The following is an 18,017-nucleotide window of genomic DNA, read 5'->3' as shown; positions in this document are numbered from 1 at the left end:
GTGAGAAAAAAAAACCCTTCCCCCTCCCCGCCCTTTTCGTTCGCTTTTCGATCCCCCCCCCCCCTGTTAACCCCCCCCCCCCCCCCACACCCGGGCCCCCCCCCCCCCCCCCGGGCCCCCGCCCGGCCCTGCCCGGCCCGGTCGGGCCGGGTCGGGTCGGGCGGGGTCAGTTCCCGGTCACCTTGGTGAGACCGCCGAGGTAGCCGATGACCCTGGCCGCCCGGCCGCTGTTCCTGGCCGGGACCGTGGTCACGTACTGCTGCGTCTCCACCATGCGCAGCTCGTCGCGGATGAACCTCGCCGTGGTCAGTTCCCTGGCCTCGGGCGGGACCGGGGTGTCCGACCCGCAAGGATCGACCCTGACGATCCTGGTGGTGGTCCTGATCAGGGAGTACAGGACCAGCGCGCCGCCGTCGGCGGTGCGCAGCGCGTGCACCGGGTAGTTGCTCGCGGCGAAGATCGAGTCGTAGCTCAGGCAGGCGGTCTTCTCGATCCTGGTCCTTCTGGCGATCTCGTCGGCGAAGCCGGTGGTGTGCGGGCCCTTCTCGATCAGGCCCGCCGTGAACCCGCGCTCGCCCTCCTCGGCGGAGGTCGCGTGCAGCGGGGCCATCAGCCGGGGGCTGATCACCACGGTCGTGTCCTGCGGGTCCAGGGCGGTCGCGTACCCCTCGGCGTCCCTGGCGACCTGCGGCGGGGGGGCGCCCACCTCCAGCAGCGAGGTCGAGCTGAGCTGCCAGTTCTCCCGGTCGTGGCGGACCAGCGTGAGCACGGCGGTCCTGGTCCCGCCGGAGGCGTCGGTGCGCTCCACCGTCGCGGCGAACCACGCCGGGCCGCTCTGCTCGCGCGGGACCAGCAGGCTCGGGGTGCCCCAGGTGTGGCGGGGGAGCCTTCCGGCCGAGCCGTTGAAGGCCGCCAGGGTGAGGGCCTCCTGCCCGTCGCGGGTCTGGGCCAGCAGCAGCCTCTGCTCGGCGTCCAGGCGCGGTGTGGCCGCCCCCAGCACGCCGTCGGCGCCCAGCACGCCCGCCACCGCCCTGGCCGCCTCGGCGAGCGTCACCCGGGGGGCGGGACGGGGCGTGCCGGTGGGGCCGGCCGTGGCGGTGGCCACGCCCGCCGCCCGGCTCGGCCCGGGCCGGGCCTCGCCGGAACCGGAGCACGCGGCGCCCCCCGCCACGACGGCCGACGCCAGCGCGAGGGCGAGCACACCCCGCCGCCCGTGTCCGCGCACGTCCACCTCCCGCGCCTTCCGATGATCCCCGCCGCTCCCGATGCGGGCCATGCTAGCCATGGTGACGCAGCGGGCCGTACACGATGGGGGCCGGGGGTCGCGTACCCTTTACAGACGTGGCACTCATCGATCCGGCAGAACAGATCAACGAGCTTAGCGGGACGCTGAAAAGCATCCAGGACGTGCTCGACCTCGGCGCGATGCGCAAGCAGATCGAGGAGCTGGAGGACCAGGCCGCCGCCCCCGACCTGTGGAACGACCAGGACCGCGCGCAGAAGGTCACCAGCAGGCTCTCCTACCTCCAGGGCGAGGTCAACAGGATCGAGTCGCTGGGGCAGCGCCTGGACGACATCTCCGTCCTGTACGAGCTGGCGGCCTCCGAGGACGACGAGGACACGCTCGCCGAGGCCGAGCGCGAGCTCGTGTCCCTCAAGAGCGACATCGGCGCCCTGGAGGTCCGCACCCTGCTGTCCGGGGAGTACGACGCCCGCGAGGCGGTCGTCACGATCCAGTCGCAGGCCGGGGGCGTGGACGCGGCCGACTGGGCCCAGATGCTCCAGCGGATGTACCTGCGCTGGGCCGAGCGCCGGGGCTACCCGACGGACGTCTACGAGACCTCCTACGCCGAGGAGGCGGGGATCAAGTCGACGACCTTCACGGTCAAGGCGCCCTACGCCTACGGCACGCTCCGCGGCGAGCACGGCACCCACCGCCTGGTGCGGATCAGCCCGTTCGACAACCAGGGACGCCGCCAGACGTCGTTCGCGGGCGTGGACGTGGTGCCGGTCGTCGAGACGACCGACCACATCGACATCAACGAGGACGACCTGCGCGTCGACGTCTACCGCTCCTCCGGCCCCGGCGGCCAGGGCGTCAACACGACCGACTCCGCGGTCCGGCTGACCCACCTGCCCACCGGCATCGTGGTGTCCTGCCAGAACGAGCGCTCGCAGCTGCAGAACAAGGCGACCGCGATGGCCGTCCTGCAGGCCAAGCTCCTGGAGCGCAAGCGCCAGGAGGAGACCGCGGCGCTGAACGAGATCCGGGGCGAGTCGACCACCTCGTGGGGCACCCAGATCCGCAACTACGTGCTGCACCCGTACCAGATCGTCAAGGACCTGCGGACGGGCGCCGAGGCGGGCAACCCGAGCGCGGTGCTCGACGGCGACCTGGACGCCTTCATCGAGGCGGAGATCCGCTGGACCCGCCGCCAGGAGTCGGGCGTCGACGGAGCCTGAGACGCCTGACCGGGCCCCAGGGCCCCTCCGGGGGCCCGCACGGGCGTCTCAGGCGCCGGTGAGCCGCTCCAGGGCCAGGGTGAGGAACAGGAGCACGATCAGCGCCAGCGACACGAGCGCCGGGGTCAGGCCGCCGAAGGCGTTCTGGTGCATCCGCTCGCGGTACGCGCGGCACCGGGGGCATCTGCCCTCGGCCACCGGGTGAGCACACCCCGCGCAGACCAGGTCTTCACAGCTCATGCCGTCCTCCCTCGTCGAGGTCAGAACCACTTTATGCGGTCGTTACCGGGCGCCGAATCGTTTTGTTTCCGTTATGGACGTTCCATGCCAGTCTTCCCCCTAGACTGGGCACCGGCCAACCGGAGCTTCGGTCTGGAGACAAGACCGGGGTCCTCGGGCCGGAGAGTAGGTGGAAGTGGCCCTCTGCCACTCCTGCGACCGTCCTAACCCCTAGACTGGCATGCCGTGATGCGCCCGTGATCCATTTTGATAATGTCACCAAGGTCTACGCGAACCAGAACCGGCCCGCGTTGGACCACGTCAGCGTCGATGTCGACAAGGGCGAGTTCGTGTTCCTCGTCGGCCCCTCGGGGTCCGGGAAGTCGACCTTCCTCCGGCTGGTCCTGAAGGAGGAGCGCCCCAACTCGGGCGCGATCCACGTGGCCGGCAAGGACCTCGCCCGACTGTCCAACTTCAAGATTCCGCACCTGCGCCGCCGGATCGGATGTGTCTTCCAGGACTTCCGGCTGCTCCCCAACAAGAACGTGTACGAGAACGTCGCGTTCGCTCTGGAGGTCATCGGCAAACCGCGCCGTTTCATCCGTAAGGTGGTCCCGGAGGTCGTCGAACTCGTCGGCCTGGAGGGCAAGGCACACCGGATGCCCGACGAGCTGTCCGGTGGTGAGCAGCAGCGGGTCGCGATGGCCCGGGCGTTCGTCAACCGGCCGATGATCCTGCTGGCCGACGAGCCGACCGGGAACATCGACCCCGCGACGAGCATCGGCATCATGAAGGTGCTCGACCGGATCAACCGGACCGGCACCACGGTCGTCATGGCCACGCACGACGCGGCCATCGTCGACTCCATGCGCAAGCGGGTGGTGGAACTGGAGGACGGCAAGATCGTCCGTGACCAGTCGCGGGGCGTGTACGGCCAGGCGTACTGACACCAGGACCGGAAAGAGCGACAGGAAGAGCATGCGGGCAAACTTCATCTTCTCCGAGGTCTGGATCGGCCTCCGCCGCAATCTCACGATGACCATCGCGGTCGTCCTGAACGTGGCGATCGGCATGGCACTGCTGGGCGTGGGGCTGCTGATCAACTCCCAGATCAACGCCATGAGCGACTTCTGGACGGACAAGGTCGAGGTCTCGGTCTTCCTGTGCGACAAGAACAGCCCCTTCCCGAGCTGCAAGGGCAGCGCCGGGATCAAGGAGGAGGAGAAGGCCGAGCTCAAGGCGACCATCGAGGCCATGCCTCAGGTGCAGCAGGTCACCTTCGAGAGCGAGGCCGAGGCCTACGAGAAGTGGAAGAACGACAACAACAGCAACCCGGTCCTGATCTCCGCCATCCAGGTCGGCGACATGCCCGAGTCGTTCCGGGTCAAGCTCAAGGACCCGAACACCTACGACGCGGTGATCGAGGCGCTCAGCGGCGCCAAGGGCGTCTCCAACGTGGTCAACCAGAAGCTCCTGCTGGAGAAGGTCTTCGGGCTGATGGAGATGTTCCGCTGGGCCGCCATGCTGGTGGCGATCATCCTGGTCTTCGCCGCCACCCTGCAGATCGGCAACACGGTCAGGCTCTCGGCGTACAACCGCAGACGCGAGACCGGGATCATGCGCCTGGTGGGCGCGTCCAACCTGTACATCCAGCTCCCGTTCGTGATGGAAGGCGTCATCGCCGGTCTGCTGGGCGGTGTGGTGGCCGCGATCCTGCTGATCGTCAGCAAGGTCTTCATCTTCGACAGCGTGCAGGGCTACCTCGCCGCCGGGAACAACCAGCTCTCCTGGGAGACGGTCGCCTCGGTGATCAGCTTCACCATGGTGGTCGGCGTGGTCATCTGTGTGCTGGCCTCGTTCTTCACGCTCCGCCGCTACCTGCGGGTGTGACGCCCCCGTGTCGGCCTCCTCGGGTGTCTTAGGCGACCCCGGCGTTCTCGGACGCGGCCCGCGCGCCCGGTCACCGGTAGGCTCCAGACATGCCACGTGAGACCGGGCGGAAGGTCATCGCCCAGAACAAGCGTGCCTGGCACGATTACCACATCGAGGACACCTACGAGGCTGGTCTCGTGCTCCAGGGCACGGAGGTGAAGTCGCTGCGGCTCGGCCGCGCGTCCCTCCTCGACGGGTACGCGGTCATCAAGGACCGCGAGGCCTGGTTGATCAACGTCCACATTCCCGAGTACACCATGGGGACCTGGACCAACCACGCCGCGCGCCGAACCCGCAAGCTGCTGCTGCACCGCAAGGAGATCGAGAAGCTGATCTCCAAGACCAAGGAGGGCGGCCTGACCCTGGTGCCGCTCGCCATCTACTTCAAGGACGGCAAGGCCAAGATCGAGATCGGCCTCGCCAAGGGCAAGAAGGACTGGGACAAGCGCCAGACCCTGGCCGAGAACCAGGCCAAGCGGGAGATGGCGCGCGCGCTCCGGCACAGGAACAGGGGATCGTGAGGGGAAAGGCCCGGCGTGCCGGCGCCGCGGCGCTCGCGCTGGCGGTGACGGCTCCCATGCTGTCCGCCTGCTTCGAGGAGCCCTCCGCCCACGAGGCGGTGCGCGACTTCCTGATCGGCTGGCAGACGGGCGACTACGAGTACGCGGCCCGGCGTACGGACGGCGACGAGAAGACGGTCGGCAAGGCGCTGGAGAACGCCTCGTTCGACCTCGACGCCGCGTCGTTCCGCTTCACCATCACCGGGATGCGCCGCGCCGCCGACCAGGTCGAGGCCGACTTCGACGCCGAGGTGGACCTGGGGGAGAACAACCCGCTCTGGGAGTACCAGGGCAAGATCCCGCTCCACCTGGTCGACGGCCGCTGGAAGGTGCGCTGGTCGCCCAGCGTGCTGCACCCCAAGCTCGCCGAGGGGCAGCGCTTCGCGGTGGACGTCGATCCCGAGGGACGCCAGCCCATCCTCGACCGCAACCGCGACCCCCTCCAGGAGAAGGCCGTCCTGCACGTGGCGCAGGTGGTCCCGGCCAACCTCAAGGACGGCGAGGCCCAGAAGCTCTGCGAGCGGCTCTCCAGGATCACGGGCTTCCCGCAGGACCGGCTGCTCAGCCGGATCCGCTCGGCGCCGCCCAACGTGCAGGTGCCGCTGGTGACCTTCGGCCGTACCCGGTTCGGGCAGCTCAGCGCCGACCTGCGGGCCGTCCCCGGCATCACCCTCACCGAGCAGGAGCAGGAGCTCGCGCCGGCCTCGCCCAGGGAGATCGTCGGCACCGTCACCGCCGTGACCCAGGAGGCGGTGCAGCAGCTCGGCGGCCCGCAGCGGGCCGGGGACACGGTCGGCAAGACGGGGCTGCAGAAGGCGTACCAGGAGCACCTGACCGGTTCGACCGACACGCGCGTGATCACCGTCGACCTGAAGACGCTCAAGGAAGTGGCCGAGCTCAAGAAGTGGCAGCCCGACCGGTCCACCGCACCGGTGCAGACCACGCTCGACCGTGCCCAGCAGAAGGCGGCCGACGCCGCGCTGCTGGGCGGCCCCCCCGGCATGCTGGTGGCCGTCCAGGCCTCCACCGGTGACATCCGGGCGGTGGCCAGCACCGAGGAGTACAACCAGGAGAGGCACGCGCTCGCCGGGAAGTTCTCCCCGGGCACCGCGTTCTCCATCATGTCGGTCGGCGGCATGGTCAAGGCGCAGATCGACCCCAAGCAGAAACTGTCCTGCCCGGCCGACCGGAGCGTCGGCGGCGCCTCGTTCCACCAGGAGGGCTCGCCCGCCGGGACCTCGCCGACGCTGCAGGCCAACTTCGCCAACGGCTGCGTGACCGCGCTCGCGTCGCTGGCCCGCAGGATCGACGGCGCGGACCTGGCCGAGGAGGCGGCGAAGTTCGGCATCGGGGCGAAGTGGAGCCTGCCGCTGAAGGCGTTCAGCGGGGTGACGCGGCCGCTCACCGGCGACGCCGCCACCGCCAAGGCCATCGCCGGGCAGAACGTCCTGGTCAGCCCGCTGTCCATGGCGCTGGTCGCCGGAGCCGTGGCGTCGGGCACCTGGCGTCCCCCGGTGCTGGTCACCGACCCCAAGACCACCGACCCCACGACCGACGCCGAGCCGACCAGGCCGCCCGACCCGATCAAGCTGGACGACAGGACGGTCAAGACCCTGCGCACCTTCATGCGCGCCGGGGTGACCACGGGATCCGCCCGCGCCGCCGCGGCGCTCGGCGACCCCGTCCACGGCATCGCGGCCGCCGCGCTGCAGAAGCGCAAGCCGTACGCGTGGTTCGTCGGCTGGCAGGGTGACGTGGCCGTGGCGGTGCTCACGCAGAGCTCCGACCCGTCCGCGGGCGCGACCGTCGCGGGACGGTTCTTCCAGGGGCTGCAGGCCACTCCCTGAACCCGGAACCCGGGCCCGCTCCCGGGTTCCGGCGCGTCGGCGGGAATTCGATTGGCGTTGACCCCGTTGTAACGGGTATCTTCGGATGGCTCGGCCCCGCGGGGACGAGTTGAAAACTCAACAGGGGGTGACTGGTTTCGACTTTGGCTTTGCAAGCCAGGTGAAGCGGGTCGAGGACTGCGGACATAACCTCGTTAACACTGTGACCGCGACCAATAAGTGCCAATAAGACGCACTCCGAAGTCAGCCAGGGCAACCTGGCACTCGCCGCCTAAGCAGCGAGTGACTTCTGCCGGCCCGGGAGCGCCTCCGGCCCGGATCCGGCATCGCTAGGAGGCTCAACCGATCGACCCGGCCACGGGGAAGATCGGGAAATCAAACAGTGGCTGAGCCCGTCGGCGTCTTGCCTGTGTGATCGCCGGGGCTGAGAAAAGCACAACAGGCTGCACCCGGAGAAGCCCTGTCTTGGAGTTGAAGGACGCGGGTTCGATTCCCGCCACCTCCACCCCCGTTCCGCGTTCGAACCGCGCGGAACAGATCGCCCGAGGGCGGTCGGAGCGGCCTCGGCGCCGTCCCGGCCGCCCTTGGTCTTTCTCCGGCTCCGGCGAATCCTCGCCCGGCCGCCCTTCGAGGACCCGCCGGTCCTTCGAGGATCACCGTGGTGCCGGCCCGGGGACGTTCGGGTGATCGCCGCCTCGGACGTGTCCCCGTGGGGGACGGCCACGCTAGACGGTGAGGGCGCCCTCGATGCGGCGCAGGTGGTGCCGGGCCAGGGCCAGGTTGGCGCGCTCGCGGTCGAGCACCAGGTACAGGAAGATGTGGCCGCCGCTGTCCGACAGGAGCCGGATGATGTGGTACTGCCGGGCCAGGGTGATCAGGATGTCCTCGACGGTGTCGTCGATGTTCAGCGCGGACAGCGTCCGGACCTTGGCCCGGACGACCTCGGTGTTCCCCGCCGCCGCGACCTCCAGGTTCAGGCCCCGGTCTCCTCCGGTGGTGCCCAGGCACATGCCGCTTTCGTAGTCGACCAGCGCCGCGCCGATCGCGCCGTCGATCGCCATGGTTTCCTTGAGAGCGGTCTCGATGTTCATGAACTTCTTCCCCACGATCGCGTGTGCCCCGACGTCTCGCCCGGCGGACCTTTCGGTCGTACCGAGGAGATCGTTTGTGACGGTAGATACGTAAAGTACACTCATTTACTACCGTTAGTGAAGTGTCATATGCTTTAGTACCGGATACAAGGGTCTATTGGGGGACATATGCCCCACCATGTGACCTTAGTGTGATCCGTTCCGTCCACGGGGCAGGGGTGGCGGGCCGGTCGTCCACGGGGTGCCTTCCGGACGTCCGCCGGTGCGCGGTGCGGTGTCCGTGACGTCGTCCTCCCGGGGCGGTGTGCCCGGGGAGAGTCGAGGGAGAACGCAGTGGTGAGGACCGGCCCGCTTTTCACACGTGATCGGCTCGCCCGCGGCGATCAGGGCCGGGGGTGATCCCGTGCCGTCGCCGGTCGTGGCCCAGCCGTTGCCGTCCCGTGGAGCGGCCTGTCGCTCCCGCCTCGCGCATGCGATGACGGCATGACCGCGGGAGAGCTCCCGGAGCCCGGCGAGACCGCGGGACCCGGGACCGCGGAGCCCCGGACCGCAGAGCCCGGGACCATGGGACCCGAGGCCGTGGGGCCCGTGAACGGGGAACCCGAGGCCGTGGCATCCGGAAGCGAAAGGCCCGCGACCGTGGAGCCCGCACGCGTGGGGTCCGCGTCCCCGGTCACCGTAGCCGTGGGCGGGGTCCGGGAGCCCGGGACGGTCGCGAGGATCGACGAGTTCCTGCCGCGCTTCGCGCGCGAGAGGTTCTCCGGGGTGCTGCGCGTCGACGGAGGCCCGGGTGGCGCGATCTGGATGAGGGACGGCCTCGTGGTGGCCGCCACGACCCCCGCCGCCCCGGGCCCGGAGTCGCTGCTGCTGCGCTCGGGCCGGATCTCGGAGCAGGACTGGACCGAGGCGTACGCCGTCGGTGCCCCCGCCGACCGGCTGGCCGCGGAACTGGCCGGCCGTGGTGCCATCGGCGTCGCGGGCCTGGAGGCGGTCTGCCTGGCCGCGACCTTCGACGCGGTCTTCGCCATGGCCCTGTACGGGATCGAGTCCTGCCGCGCCGAGCCCGCGGGCGCGGGGGACCGGCTGCCGCTGCTCCCGGTCCTGCCGGGGATCGAGGCCGGGCGGCTGCTGCGCGAGACCGCCCGCCGCATGGAGTACGTGGCGGCCTGGCGACGGCTCGGCATGTCCATGCGGATCAGGCCCGTGCCCCCGGCCGTTCCCGTGCCCACCCTGCTGGGATCCGACCGTATCCGGCGTGCCGTCATGGAGCGGGCCAACGGCCGCCGGACACCACGCGACATCGCGTTCGTGCTGGGCAAGGGACTGTTCGCGGTGATGAGCGAGATCGCCAGGATGGTCGAGGAGGGCGTGCTCGACCTCGGTGCTCCCGGATCCGCGCCGGGCGGGAACGCCCCGGCGCCGGAGCCGGCCGGAGCGGATCCGGGCGGTCCCGCCGACCTGCCGCGCCGCCGTCCGGGCACCAGCAGGATCAACGAGGTGCTGGCCGCCGCGGGGGGAGGGCCGATCGCCTCCCGGCCCCTGCTGGCACTGCGGTCCCTGCCCCGGCAGTGGGCGGACGACGTCGGCCCGGCCGGTGAGTGAGGGATCCCCGCGACCCGCCGGGCGGCACCCCGCCGTCCTTCTCTCCCCGGGCCTCTGGCTCCGGGGCCGCACGCTGGAGGTGTCCGATGGGTAGGCAAGAGGTTCTCGCCGAGCTGAAGCTGCTGCGCGAGCAGGTGGCCGGTGTGCTGGAGACGGCCGTCGCGTCGGTGGACGGGCTGCTCGTCGCGGCCGACAGCGAGGGCGACAGGCCCGAGGTGCTGGCCGCCCTGGCCGCCGCCTCCCTGGGACTGGGCAAGCGCACCGGCCACGAGGTCGGCATGGGTGAGCTGCGCGAGGTGGTGACCCGGTGCCGGAGCGGGTACATCGTCGTCTACGCCGTCCGCCAGGCGGCGCTGCTGGTCGTGCTCGCCGACGAGGGGCTGGACGTGGCCCGGCTGCACGTGGAGTCGCGTCCCACGGTGGAGCGGCTGGGCGCGATGCTCGCCGGAGCCTGACGCGGGCGCCCCCGGTACCCGTCCCGGCGGGCGCCCCGGTCCCCGGGAACGCCGGCCCGGTCCCCGGGAGGACCGGACCGGCCATGGGGCCCGGGACCGCTCAGGAGACGTCGACCCAGTCCAGGGTGCGCTGGACGGCCTTCTTCCATCCGGCGTACCCCTCCGCCCGCTGCTCCTCGGACCAGGTCGGCTCCCAGCGCCGGCCCTCGTTCCAGTTCTGCTTGAGCTCGTCGGTCGACTTCCAGAACCCGACCGCCAGCCCGGCCGCGTAGGCGGCCCCCAGGGCGGTCGTCTCGGCCACCACGGGCCGGGAGACCGGTACGCCGAGCACGTCGGCCTGGATCTGCATGCACAGGTCGTTGGCGGTGACGCCGCCGTCCACCCGCAGGACGTCGAGGGTGACGCCCGAGTCCTCCCGCATCGCCTCGACCACGTCGCGGCTCTGGTAGCAGATCGCCTCCAGGGTGGCCCGCGCCAGGTGGGCGTTGTTGTTGAAGCGGGACAGGCCCACCACGGCGCCCCGGGCGTCGGAGCGCCAGTACGGCGCGAAGAGCCCGGAGAAGGCCGGGACGAAGTAGACGCCGCCGTTGTCCTCGACCTGCCGGGCCAGCGCCTCGCTCTGCGCCGCCCCGGAGATGATGCCGAGCTGGTCGCGCAGCCACTGCACGGCCGAACCGGTCACCGCAATGGAGCCCTCCAGCGCGTACACCGGGGCGTCCTCGCCGAAGCGGTAGCAGACGGTGGTGAGCAGGCCGTTCTGGGAGCGTACGAGCTCGGTGCCGGTGTTGAGCAGCAGGAAGTTGCCGGTGCCGTAGGTGTTCTTGGCCTCGCCGACCTCGAAGCAGACCTGCCCGACGGTGGCGGCCTGCTGGTCGCCGAGGTCGCCCGACAGCGGCACCTCGCCGCCCAGCGGCCCGCCCGGCCGGGTGGTGCCGTACAGGCCGGGGTGGGAGGAGGGCTTGATGGCCGGCAGCATCGAGCGGGGGATGCCGAAGAACGACAGCAGCTCGTCGTCCCAGTCGAGCGTCTCCAGGTCCATCAGCATCGTGCGGCTGGCGTTGGTGGGGTCGGTGACGTGCACGCCGCCGTCGACACCGCCGGTGAGGTGCCACAGCAGCCAGGTGTCGGTGTTGCCGAAGATCGCGTCCCCGGCCTCGGCGGCCTGGCGCACCCCGTCGACGTTCTCCAGGATCCACTGGATCTTGCCGCCGGAGAAGTACGTCGCCGGGGGCAGGCCCGCCCTGCGGCGGATGACGTCGCCCCTGCCGTCGCGGTCCAGGGCGGAGGCGATCCGGTCGGTGCGGGTGTCCTGCCAGACGATCGCGTTGTGGTACGGCCGCCCGGTCCTGCGGTTCCAGACCACGGCGGTCTCGCGCTGGTTGGTGATGCCGAGCGCGGCCAGGTCGGAGGCGGTCAGGCCGGCCCGGGCGAGCGCGGTCTCGATCACCGCCCTGGTCCGCTCCCAGATCTCGACGGGGTTGTGCTCGACCCACCCGGCGCGGGGCAGGATCTGCTCGTGTTCGAGCTGGTGACGTCCTATCTCGTTACCGCCGTGATCGAAGATCATGAAGCGGGTGCTCGTCGTTCCCTGGTCGACTGCTCCGACGAAATCAGGCATTGACGGTGCCTCCTCTGTGAGACTCTCCGGGGGGATCGGCTGCTCTCCTGTGGCTGTTCCCGGCCGCGGCCGGTGTTCCGCGCCCGTCAGGCGACGTCGCGCGCCTCGTCGGACGGCATCCGCCCCACCTCGAGTTCGGCCTCCTCGGGAGGGAGGAACCTGGCCACCAGGGCCTGGTACAGGAACGCCCCGAGCAGGCCTCCGATGAGGGGCGCCACGATGGGCACCCAGAAGTAGAGCTGACCGTACTGATCCTGCCAGGCGGTCTCGTACCCGGTGAGGAACGACGCGAGCCGCGGGCCGAAGTCCCGGGCGGGGTTGATGGCGTAGCCGGCGTTGGTGCCCCAGGCCATGCCGATGGCCACGACGATCAGGCCGATGATGAACGGCGCCAGGTTGGCCACCGGCGCGGTGTTGCGCGCGTCGGAGACGGCCAGGACGAGCAGGAGCAGGATCGCGGTGCCGATGATCTGGTCGCGGAAGGCGCCCCAGGTGCCGACGGGGAGGGTTCCGTTGCCCGGCAGGGTGGAGAAGACCCCCTGGGTCTTGATGGTGAGACCGGGGTCGGCCTTGTGCAGCACCTCGGTGTAGTTGAGGCGGACGATGAGCGCCGCCACGAACGCGCCCAGGGTCTGCGCCAGCGCGTACGGCAGCACCTTGCGCCAGGAGAAGCCCTTGAAGACGGCCAGCGCGAGGGTGACGGCGGGGTTGAGGTGCGCGCCGCTGGTGCGGGCCGCGACGTAGACGCCCAGCGTCACGCCGATCCCCCAGGCCCAGGCGATGCTGTCGTGGTCGCCGATCTCGGCCGCGGCGACCTGGGCCACCACGCCCGCCCCGAAGAGGATGAGGATCAGGGTGCCCGCGAACTCGGCCGCCAGCTCCCCGAGAAGACCGGGCTTCTTCAGGCGCTCCGTCATCTGTCCCCCTCACGAATGCCGCTCGGATTCCCGGAACGTAAGCGCCAGACGCAAGGTCGTCAACGGTGATGTGACACGATTGTTGAATAATGGTCAGGAACATACGCTTCCTGCGACAGTGACGAAATATCGGGAAGGGCCCTTCACCTGGGCCGTGTTCACCGGGTGACATGTCCTTACGTACTGATTTTTCCGTCTTACTTACTTCTGTCACCTGGGGACGGCCGAGCCCGCGGGCCCGTTCCCTCTCTTCCGCCCGGTTCGTGCCGAGGGGTGTGCGTCAGCGTGTCCGGCCTTCGTCGGGAGGCGATCGGCGGGCGGGCCCGTATGCCGGGCGGGCATCCGCCCCGGCCCCTTGCCGACCTTTCCCGAGCACCGGCACCGGCCTTCCCGGGCAGGGCTCGCCGCCGTTGAACGGCTCATCCACGCCCACCGGCGCCCCTGCGCGCCCGCCCGACGTGCCGGGTTGTGGCCACCGCTGCTCGCCGACGCTCTGATGGCCGATCATTTCGTCCCGCGATGACGTCCTCGTGACCCGAGCCGCCGAGCGTGGGCCTCTCCCTTTCCCCCGCGAGAGTCGCCATCGGCTCGTTGAAGGTAACTCCTGGGTCCGACCGTGACAGGGTCGTACACTGCGGTTATGGGCGCGATGCGTGAGGAACTCCATCTGCTGGTCGACGAGTTGCCGGAAAGCCGGGTGCTGCCGGTGCTCGCGCTCGTCAGGGACAACGTCTCGTCGGCCCGTCGGCGGGAGAAGGCCGCGGCGGCACTGGAAGGCATCCGAGACCGGATGCGAGGGGTGACCGGAGTGGACGAGGAGCTGGACCGGCTTCGAGACGAGTCGCGTGGCTGACGCTTACATCGTCGACACCGGCGTCTTCCTTCGGTGGTTCGTCGATCAGTCCGGTTGAGCATGCTCGTGAGGTTCAGGAGGCTTTCCTGGATGATCTCGTCATGCTGGAGACAGCGGACTTCGCCCGGATCGAAGTGGCCGGAGTGCTACGTGAGAAAGGGCTCCTGGCGGGGCGACTGACGCCGGAGGAGTTCGCGATGGCCGTACGTGTCATCGATGATCTCGGTGTGACGGTTCACCCGGTCGGTGCCGATCACTTGGAGCGGGCTGCCGGGTTGGCCGTACGGCTGACACTGCGTATGTACGATGCCGTCTTTGCCCAGTTGGCACTCGACCGTGGAATTCCTCTGCTCACGACGGACGTCAAGCTCTGTCATGCGCTCGAAGGCGTGGTGAAGGCCGAACCGCTCCGAGGCGTGGCAGAGGCCTGACCTGGTCTGTCCACCGAGGCCGGCCCTTCGGGATCGCGGGCCGGGGATCCCGAAGCGCCGATGGGAGCCGCAGCGCGAACCTTTGCCCCTCCTGGAGATCGAGCCGCAGGTCAGAGGGGATGACAAGCGTATCGTCGGTGCGCTTGGAGGATTCGATGGGCCGTTGTGGAATGGGCAGGGCCGGTGTGGTGGCCGTCGTGGCCGGGACAGTGCTGGCCGGATGCTCATCGGGTCAGGACGAGGGGGGCGCGCAGAAGGCGCAGGTGGAGTCCACGTCCAACGCGTCGGCCGCCGCGGCCTCGCGGGCGAACGCCCTGAAGGCGAAGGCGCAGGCCGCCGCCAAGGTCAGGGCGAACGAGCTGGGCCAGGTGCCCGTGCTCATGTACCACCGGGTGGTCGACAAGCCCACCACGCAGGACGACCGTACCCCCGCGCAGTTCCGGGCCGAGCTGGAGCGGCTGGCCAGGGAGGACTACGTGCCGGTCACGGCGGCCGAGTTCGTCTCCGGGCGCATCGACATCCCGGCGGGCAAGCACCCCGTCGTGCTCACCTTCGACGACTCCTCGCCCACGCAGTTCGAGCTGGACGGGATGGGCGTCCCCAAGGCGAACACCGCCGTGGCGATCCTGCAGGACGTGGCCAAGACCCACCCGGGGTTCCGCGCGGTCGGGACGTTCTACATCACCCGCGACATGTTCGGCAAGGCGACCCCCGAGGAGGGGGCGCAGCTGCTCCTCTGGCTCACCCAGCAGGGCTTCGACGTGGGCAACCACACCCGCGACCACCTCAACCTGGGCGGCAAGGCGAAGAAGCGGGTGTACGAGGAGGTGGCGGCGGGCCACCGGCTCATCACCGACCTGATCAAGACGCCCCCGTCCACGCTGGCGCTGCCGTACGGCAACCAGCCCGACGGCAAGGAGTGGGGCCAGAAGGGGAGGGCCGGTGACGTCTCCTACGACTACGGAGGCGTCTTCCTCGCCGGGTACACGCCCGCGATGTCGCCGTTCAACAAGAAGTTCGACCCGCTCGGCATCCCGCGCATCCGCTCGATGGACAAGAAGGGCGACTGCGCCAAGTTCTGCTCCACCGCCTGGCTCGACTGGCTGAAGGCGAACCCCGACGAGCGCTACACCTCCGACGGTGACGCCCAGACGGTGGCCTTCCCCAAGTTCAAGGCGCCCTTCGTGTCCAAGACGTTCACCGAGCGGCTCCTGCCCTACTGATCCACACCGATCCACCACCCGCCCCGTCCGGGGCGGGTGAGCCGTCGACCGAGGGCCTCGCCTACGCGCCGCCACCGCCCGCCCCCGCGCGGGGCGGGCCTCAGCCTCCGGAGAGCTCCTCCAGGGGGACGGAGATGGTGCTCCTGCTCCCGTCGGGGCGCAGGATCTCGACCTTGGCGTCCTCGCCGGGCCGCAGGGTGGCCAGGATGGTCGACAGGTCCTGGGTGGCCGAGGTGGGCCTGCCGTCGATCGAGACGATCAGGTCACCGGCCTTGAGCCCGGCCCGTTCGGCGCCGCTGTTCCTCAGCACCCGCACGACGCCGACCCCGGCGGGCTGCCCGTTCATGTCGATCACGGTCCGTACGACGACGCCGAGCGTGGCCCGGCGGGTGTTGGTGACCCTGCCGTCCTTGACGATCTGGGCGGCGATGTCCTTGACGGTGTTGGACGGGATCGCGAAGCCGATGCCCGGGGCCTGGGCGTTGTCCAGCTCGGGGTTGACGGCGGTCAGCGTCGGCACGCCGATGACCTCGCCCGACAGGTTGACCAGCGCGCCGCCGCTGTTGCCCGGGTTGATCGGGGCGGAGGTCTGGATGGCCCCGCTGATCGTGGCTCCCGCCTTCCCGTTGCTCTCGGGCTCGCTGACCGTGCGGCCCAGCGCGGAGATGATCCCCTCGGTGACGCTGCCGGACAGGCCCAGCGGGTTCCCCATGGCCATCACGACCTGGCCGACGCGCAGCCGCGAGGAGTCCCCGAAGACGACGGGCCTGAGCCCGCTGGGGTCGTCCACCTTGATCACGGCCAGGTCGCCCAGCTCGAAGGAGTCGACCAGCCTGGCCGTCCGCGGCATGCCGCCCGTGGCGAGCGTGACCTCGAAACGGCGGGAGGACCCGACCACGTGGGCGTTGGTGATGATGTGCCCCAGCGTGTCGTACACGACCCCGGAACCGAGGTCGTCGCCGGTGGTGATCTGCACGACCGACGGCATCACCCGGGTGATGGTCCGCTCGTAGGCGTTCTCCAGGTTCCCCGGGTCGCTCCCCGGGGTTCCGGGTGAGGGCCCCCGAGGACTCGCGGGGGAGTCCTCGGCCGAGGCCCCGGGGGACGCCGGTGCCGGTGACCCCGGGGAGGCGGCCATTTCGGCGGGCCGCGGCCCCCGTTCCGTGCCGCAGCCCGCGAGCGCGACCGCGGTTGCCGCCAGTAGTGCGACGCTTGTCTGTGATGCCCCCATACAGGGGTATATCCCCAGCTCAGGCTGGAAGATACTCCTCCCGGAGGGTGCTGCGGCTGAGCTTGCCCGTGGGGGTGCGGGGCAGCCGGTCGCGGTACTCGATCACCCGGGGGTGCTTGAGGCGGGCCAGCCGGGGCGCGCAGTGGGCCAGCAGCTCGCCGGTGAGCTCCGGGCCGGGCGTGGCCCCGGGCGCGGGCTGGACCAGCGCGACGACGCGGTGCCCCCACTCCGGGTCCGGCACGCCGATCACGGCCACGTCCGCCACCGAGGGGTGCTCCTGCAGCACCGCCTCGACCTCGGCCGGGTAGATGTTGACCCCGCCGGAGATGATCAGGTCGGTCCGCCGGTCGCAGAGGAACAGGTAGCCCTCCTCGTCCAGGTAGCCGATGTCGCCGGGCGTGTAGAGGCGGCCGCGCATCGCCGAGGCGGTCTTGGACGGGTCGCGATGGTACTCGAAGCGGTTGATGCCGCCGATGTAGACCAGGCCGGGCTCGCCCGCGGGCAGCTCGGCGCCGTCCTCGCCGACGATCGTGAACTCCAGGCCGTCGACCGCCCGGCCGACCGTGCCGGGCCGATCCAGCCACTCGGCCGAGGAGACCATGGTGGCCACGGCGGCCTCGGTCGATCCGTAGTACTCCCACAGCACCGGGCCGAGCCAGTCGATCATCGCCCGCTTGGTCGCGGGCGGGCAGGGCGCGGCGCCGTGGTACAGATGCGTCAGGGACGACAGGTCGTACTTCGTCCTGACCGGCGCGGGCAGCGCCAGCAGCCGGTGGAACATGGTCGGCACCATGAACGCGTTGGTCACCCGGTGCCGCTCGACGAGCGCCAGGGTCTCCTCGGCGTCGAACCGCTCGGTCACCACGACGGTGTGGCCGAACTGCAGGGCCATCATCGCCTGCCCGTACGGGGCGGAGTGGTACAGCTGCGACAGAAGCAGGTGGACCCCGTCGGAGGGCAGCCCGAAGTGCCGCCAGCTCTTGCGCATCAGGATCGGGTGGAGATCCTCCGGGCTCAGCTCCAGCAGCCGCCGCCGCACACCCTTGGGCCTGCCGGTGGTGCCGGAGGTGTAGAGCATCATCGACCCGGCCCTGCGCCCCTCGGGCGGGCCGGCCGGTCGTCCCTCGGCCAGGTCGGAGGTCTCGACGAACCCGCCCGGCACCGCGTGCCCGTACCGCTCGGAGCCCACCACCGTCCGCGCCGCGCAGTCGGCGACGATGTAGCCGATCTCCTCGGCGGTGTAGTGCCAGTTGACCGGGACGTGGTACACGCCGATCTGGTACGTGGCCAGCATCATCGTGATCGCGTCGATGCCGTTGGGCAGGACCGTCACGACGGTGTCACCGGGCCGGGTGCCGCGTGCCAGCAGGCCGTGCGACACCCGGTTGACCCTCTCGTGCAGCTCGCCGTAGGTCACGGTGACGTCCGCGACGACGGCGGTGCGCCCGGGGTCGGCATTCGCGATCTCGTAGAAGCCCCTCATGGCGGTGACCTTACAGAACGACATTCTGTTCATGGAAGAGGAAGCGCGGTCACCTGGGCTGATGCACAGCCCGTGGCCGAAGCGTAATAAAC

General features: G+C 70.3%; 17 protein-coding genes and 1 other RNA gene. 11 read left to right on the top strand and 7 right to left on the bottom strand.

Going from position 1 to position 18,017, the window contains the following annotated elements:
* Window positions 1-166: 166 nt before the first annotated feature.
* Window positions 167-1,276, bottom strand: a complete 1,110-nt coding sequence (locus tag ACZ6RT_RS25775) for a DUF8094 domain-containing protein (protein ID WP_399186019.1) — start codon at window positions 1,274-1,276, stop codon at window positions 167-169.
* Window positions 1,277-1,341: 65 nt separating this feature from the next.
* On the opposite strand from ACZ6RT_RS25775, the gene prfB reads away from it, so the two are divergent.
* On the top strand, window positions 1,342-2,463 hold the full coding sequence (gene prfB / locus ACZ6RT_RS25770; RefSeq protein ID WP_399186020.1) for a peptide chain release factor 2: 1,122 nt from the start codon (window positions 1,342-1,344) through the stop codon (window positions 2,461-2,463).
* Window positions 2,464-2,511: 48 nt separating this feature from the next.
* Here prfB and ACZ6RT_RS25765 read toward each other — a convergent pair whose 3' ends face one another.
* Window positions 2,512-2,703, bottom strand: a complete 192-nt coding sequence (locus tag ACZ6RT_RS25765; protein ID WP_399186021.1) for a hypothetical protein — start codon at window positions 2,701-2,703, stop codon at window positions 2,512-2,514.
* A gap of 236 nt (window positions 2,704-2,939) precedes the next feature.
* Between ACZ6RT_RS25765 and ftsE the strand changes: the two genes are divergently transcribed.
* The 5 genes from ftsE (at window position 2,940) to ssrA (ending at window position 7,529) form a co-directional block, all read left to right on the top strand.
* Window positions 2,940-3,629, top strand: a complete 690-nt coding sequence (gene ftsE / locus ACZ6RT_RS25760; RefSeq protein WP_012888192.1) for a cell division ATP-binding protein FtsE — start codon at window positions 2,940-2,942, stop codon at window positions 3,627-3,629.
* Between the two features lie 31 nt (window positions 3,630-3,660).
* Complete coding sequence (gene ftsX / locus ACZ6RT_RS25755) at window positions 3,661-4,572, top strand: permease-like cell division protein FtsX (protein WP_344889191.1); 912 nt, start codon at window positions 3,661-3,663, stop codon at window positions 4,570-4,572.
* Window positions 4,573-4,661: 89 nt separating this feature from the next.
* Complete coding sequence (smpB, locus tag ACZ6RT_RS25750; RefSeq protein ID WP_344889188.1) at window positions 4,662-5,135, top strand: SsrA-binding protein SmpB; 474 nt, start codon at window positions 4,662-4,664, stop codon at window positions 5,133-5,135.
* On the top strand, window positions 5,132-7,021 hold the full coding sequence (locus ACZ6RT_RS25745; protein ID WP_470156655.1) for a penicillin-binding transpeptidase domain-containing protein: 1,890 nt from the start codon (window positions 5,132-5,134) through the stop codon (window positions 7,019-7,021). Before smpB ends, ACZ6RT_RS25745 begins: the two co-directional genes overlap by 4 nt.
* Window positions 7,022-7,144: 123 nt before the next feature.
* Window positions 7,145-7,529: a transfer-messenger RNA gene (gene ssrA, locus ACZ6RT_RS25740) on the top strand.
* Window positions 7,530-7,746: 217 nt separating this feature from the next.
* Here ssrA and ACZ6RT_RS25735 read toward each other — a convergent pair.
* Window positions 7,747-8,112, bottom strand: coding sequence for a hypothetical protein (locus tag ACZ6RT_RS25735; RefSeq protein ID WP_399186023.1), 366 nt, complete (start codon window positions 8,110-8,112; stop codon window positions 7,747-7,749).
* Between the two features lie 639 nt (window positions 8,113-8,751).
* Between ACZ6RT_RS25735 and ACZ6RT_RS25730 the strand changes: the two genes are divergently transcribed.
* Both ACZ6RT_RS25730 and ACZ6RT_RS25725 read left to right on the top strand, forming a co-directional pair.
* Complete coding sequence (locus ACZ6RT_RS25730) at window positions 8,752-9,714, top strand: hypothetical protein (protein ID WP_470156653.1); 963 nt, start codon at window positions 8,752-8,754, stop codon at window positions 9,712-9,714.
* A gap of 86 nt (window positions 9,715-9,800) precedes the next feature.
* Window positions 9,801-10,169, top strand: a complete 369-nt coding sequence (locus ACZ6RT_RS25725) for a roadblock/LC7 domain-containing protein (protein WP_399186025.1) — start codon at window positions 9,801-9,803, stop codon at window positions 10,167-10,169.
* A 100-nt stretch (window positions 10,170-10,269) separates the two neighbouring features.
* Here ACZ6RT_RS25725 and glpK read toward each other — a convergent pair whose 3' ends face one another.
* Window positions 10,270-11,787 carry a glycerol kinase GlpK gene (gene glpK / locus ACZ6RT_RS25720; RefSeq protein WP_399186026.1) on the bottom strand — a complete coding sequence of 506 codons (1,518 nt, stop codon included), beginning with the start codon at window positions 11,785-11,787 and terminating at the stop codon, window positions 10,270-10,272.
* An 86-nt stretch (window positions 11,788-11,873) separates the two neighbouring features.
* Window positions 11,874-12,704, bottom strand: a complete 831-nt coding sequence (locus ACZ6RT_RS25715) for an MIP/aquaporin family protein (protein WP_399186027.1) — start codon at window positions 12,702-12,704, stop codon at window positions 11,874-11,876.
* A 640-nt stretch (window positions 12,705-13,344) separates the two neighbouring features.
* On the opposite strand from ACZ6RT_RS25715, the gene ACZ6RT_RS25710 reads away from it, so the two are divergent.
* From ACZ6RT_RS25710 to ACZ6RT_RS25700, 3 genes are all read left to right on the top strand, one after another.
* Entirely contained in the window at window positions 13,345-13,557 is a 213-nt protein-coding gene (locus tag ACZ6RT_RS25710; RefSeq protein ID WP_399186028.1) for a hypothetical protein, read from the top strand.
* Window positions 13,554-13,988, top strand: a complete 435-nt coding sequence (locus ACZ6RT_RS25705) for a type II toxin-antitoxin system VapC family toxin (RefSeq protein ID WP_470156707.1) — start codon at window positions 13,554-13,556, stop codon at window positions 13,986-13,988. Before ACZ6RT_RS25710 ends, ACZ6RT_RS25705 begins: the two co-directional genes overlap by 4 nt.
* Window positions 13,989-14,143: 155 nt before the next feature.
* On the top strand, window positions 14,144-15,211 hold the full coding sequence (locus ACZ6RT_RS25700) for a polysaccharide deacetylase family protein (protein ID WP_399186029.1): 1,068 nt from the start codon (window positions 14,144-14,146) through the stop codon (window positions 15,209-15,211).
* A 100-nt stretch (window positions 15,212-15,311) separates the two neighbouring features.
* Here ACZ6RT_RS25700 and ACZ6RT_RS25695 read toward each other — a convergent pair whose 3' ends face one another.
* Both ACZ6RT_RS25695 and ACZ6RT_RS25690 read right to left on the bottom strand, forming a co-directional pair.
* Complete coding sequence (locus ACZ6RT_RS25695; protein ID WP_399186030.1) at window positions 15,312-16,199, bottom strand: S1C family serine protease; 888 nt, start codon at window positions 16,197-16,199, stop codon at window positions 15,312-15,314.
* 262 nt (window positions 16,200-16,461) lie between these two features.
* Window positions 16,462-17,949, bottom strand: a complete 1,488-nt coding sequence (locus tag ACZ6RT_RS25690) for an AMP-binding protein (RefSeq protein WP_470156650.1) — start codon at window positions 17,947-17,949, stop codon at window positions 16,462-16,464.
* Between the last annotated feature and the right edge of the window lie 68 nt (window positions 17,950-18,017).

Source organism: Streptosporangium sp. NPDC050148 (assembly GCF_055586505.1).
Note: the sequence above shows the minus strand (reverse complement) of the source record. Positions and strands in the feature narration are given on the sequence as shown.